We start from the raw sequence: 1,722 nt of genomic DNA, 5'->3' as shown, positions 1-1,722 counted from the left end.
TAGCGGCACTGACCGAAAGCCCCCGCTGAGTCGATTAGTCGAATATCATCTCACTGTATCATTGCCTTGGTGGCTCTCAGAAGAAGGAGGCGCAGGACTATGCGTCAAGTGTCAACGGTGACCGATCCTGTGACGGCGAGCGATGTCGACGGAGTCCTGCGGTGTCGCTACGGCACCGTCGAGGACTTCGACATCGAGCGATTCCTCGACGGGATCGGTGCCTTCGCCGGGGCGGGCGCGAATGTGATCGTGCAGCTCGCGAACCGGCCGGTGGGCTACGGCGTCGTCGAGAGCACCGTCGAGTCCGGCCGCGCCGACGTCCATCCGTGGAAGCGGTTGCGCACCACGCTGACCTACATCGCGGTGGCGATGCTCGGTACCGAGCAGGACCGGGACGAGTATCGACAGGTCGTGGGTAGCGTCCATCGACGCGTTCGTTCCGCGCCCGGCGCCGAGGTGAAGTACAACGCGTTCGACCCCGAACTGCAGAAGTGGGTCGCGGTCTGCCTGTGCTGGGGAGTCATGGATACCCACGAACGCCTCTACGGGCCACTGGACAGGGCCACCAAAGAGGTCTTCGTGCAGTACGGGGCCAGATTCGGCACCGGGTTGCAGATGAAGCCCGACATGTGGTTTGCCGACCTGGCGGCCTTCGACAGCTACTTCGAATCGGGGCTGGCGAACATGCAGATCGACGACCTGGTCGCCGAATATCTGCGCAAACTGGTCGGATTGCGCAATGTTCCGAGGCCGCGTCGGCTTGCCGATTTTCATCGTTTCGCCGTCACCGGACTGCTGCCCGAAACCATGCGCGCACAGCTCTACCTTCCGTGGACCGACGAACAGGAGCGGCGGCATCGGCTGATGTTCCGTGCCATCGGGGCCGTCTACGGACGGCTACCCGTCCGTGCGCGGATCGTGCCGTACTCGACGATGCTGCGGGACATGCGGCGGCGTCAGCGGCTCGGCCGCCCCCTGGTCTGACAGAGTCGAGGTTGCGGGCTACCGGCAGACCACATTATGTTCGGGCTCTTGTCAGCTGAGGGGAATGGGATATGGCCGAGTCGATCAGGTTGCTGGCACGTATTCGCGGACACGGCGGTGTCGAGCGCGATAACGCCGACGTTCTGAACGGCGCCTTGGCCGCGTTTCTGGACTTCGGGATCAAGCGCACCAGCATGGCGGAAGTAGCCCGCCGTGGCGGTCTGTCCCTGGCGACGCTGTATCGCCGGTTCGGTGGGAAGACCGACGTGGTCCAGGCGGTGGGGCTCTGGCAGGTGCGCCACCTGCTGGAGCAGGCCGACGCCTCGATGCGCCGGCAGGCCGACGAGGGTGCCAGCGCCGAAGACCAGATCGTCGAACTGTTCGTCGCCTTCGCCCTCGGCTTGCGGAACAACCCGTTGCTCGACCGCCTCCTCGCCACCGACGCCGCCACCGTCCTGCCCTACCTCACCACCGGTGGAGCGCCGGTGATCGAGCTCGGTCGTGACTTCCTGGCCGAGTTCATCACCCGCTTGCAGGAGGCGGGCAAGCTCCCCGCCTACGACCCGCTCCCCGTTGCCGAGTTGGTGGCGCGTACCGCGCTCTCGCTGGTGCTGACCAGGCCGACGGTCATCCCGCTCGACGACGAGGCGGCGGCGCGCCGATTCGCCCGCGATCACATCGCACCCGGGTTCCGTCCGCTGGACGTGCGCACGGCGACCCAGGAGACCGGCGCCGCGC

General features: G+C 66.1%; 2 protein-coding genes. Both read left to right on the top strand.

Annotated features, from left to right (window positions below; translation table 11 throughout):
* Nucleotides 1-117 precede the first annotated feature (117 nt).
* Nucleotides 118-984 (top strand): oxygenase MpaB family protein, encoded by an 867-nt coding sequence (locus ACFWF3_RS34830; RefSeq protein ID WP_379318333.1) that lies wholly within the window; start codon nucleotides 118-120, stop codon nucleotides 982-984.
* Nucleotides 985-1,055: 71 nt separating this feature from the next.
* On the top strand, nucleotides 1,056-1,722 hold a 667-nt coding region (locus tag ACFWF3_RS34825; RefSeq protein WP_379318331.1), incomplete at its 3' end, for a TetR/AcrR family transcriptional regulator.

This window comes from Nocardia sp. NPDC060220, assembly GCF_042727815.1.
Lineage (GTDB): Bacteria > Actinomycetota > Actinomycetes > Mycobacteriales > Mycobacteriaceae > Nocardia.
The sequence above is the reverse complement of the archived record's forward strand: the minus strand, read 5'-3'. Positions and strand labels throughout refer to the sequence as shown.